This window comes from Streptomyces mesophilus, assembly GCF_011044995.1.
In the GTDB taxonomy this organism is placed as follows: Bacteria; Actinomycetota; Actinomycetes; order Streptomycetales; family Streptomycetaceae; genus Streptomyces; species Streptomyces mesophilus.
On sequence record NZ_JAAKZW010000482.1, the window covers coordinates 1 to 850 of the forward strand.

General features: G+C 72.5%; 1 pseudogene. It reads right to left on the reverse strand.

The features are described 5' to 3' along the window. Nucleotides 1–850, reverse strand: a pseudogene (locus G6045_RS40680) (sigma-70 family RNA polymerase sigma factor); the annotation flags it as partial.

Genomic DNA, 850 nt, shown 5'->3' on the forward strand with positions numbered 1-850 from the left:
GCCGCGACCACCACGGCCGCCGCGATACCGGCCTTCGCCGGCGCACCGAGCCCTTCGCCGGCGGCCGCGCCACCCGCGGCCGCACCACCGGAACCACCCGAAGCGGCCGCCGCGGCGCCCGCACCCGCGGCACCCGCCGTGCCGGCCCCGATGAGCCCGGCCACCTTCGCCGTGTACCCGGCGGCACCGAACCAGCCGATGACCGCGACCGGCACGAGCGCCGGGATCCCGCTGGCCAGTTCCTTGATCTGCCCGGCGGCGAGCCGGCACTTGGCGCAATCCTCCATGTGCTTGCGCAAGCCGCGCTCGGCCCGCGTCCGCAGCCGCCCGCGCGCATAGGCACCGAGCCGGTCCGCGTAACGCGCACACTCGTCGTCATCGGCCAGCGTCACACTCACATGCGCCTGCAGATACGCCTGCTTGAGCCCTTCACGGGCCCGACTGGCCAGCTGCGCCGTGGTGTTGGTGGAGGTGTGCCCGAACAGCGGGGCGACCGCGCTCAGCGGATCGTCCTCGACCTCGGTGTGCCACAGAACCGCCTGCCACTCCTCGGAGAGGCTGCGGAAGGCCTGCATCACCATGGAACGCTCGGCCTCGTGCATGGCGAGCACATCGGCACCGAGATCGAGTGTGTCGTCGTCGGACACCTCGGAGGAGCGTGCCGACTGCGCCGCGAAGACCGCGAAGTCCTCGACCAGGTGCTCCCGCTTCGCCGACTTCGTCCAGTGCGCCGCGACCCGTCGTACGGACGTGAGCAGATAAGCCCGTACGGCGTGCTCGGGCCCCGAACCGCCGCGCACCGCCTGGAGCATGCGCGCGAAGACCTCGGAGGTGAGGTCGTCCGCGGTGT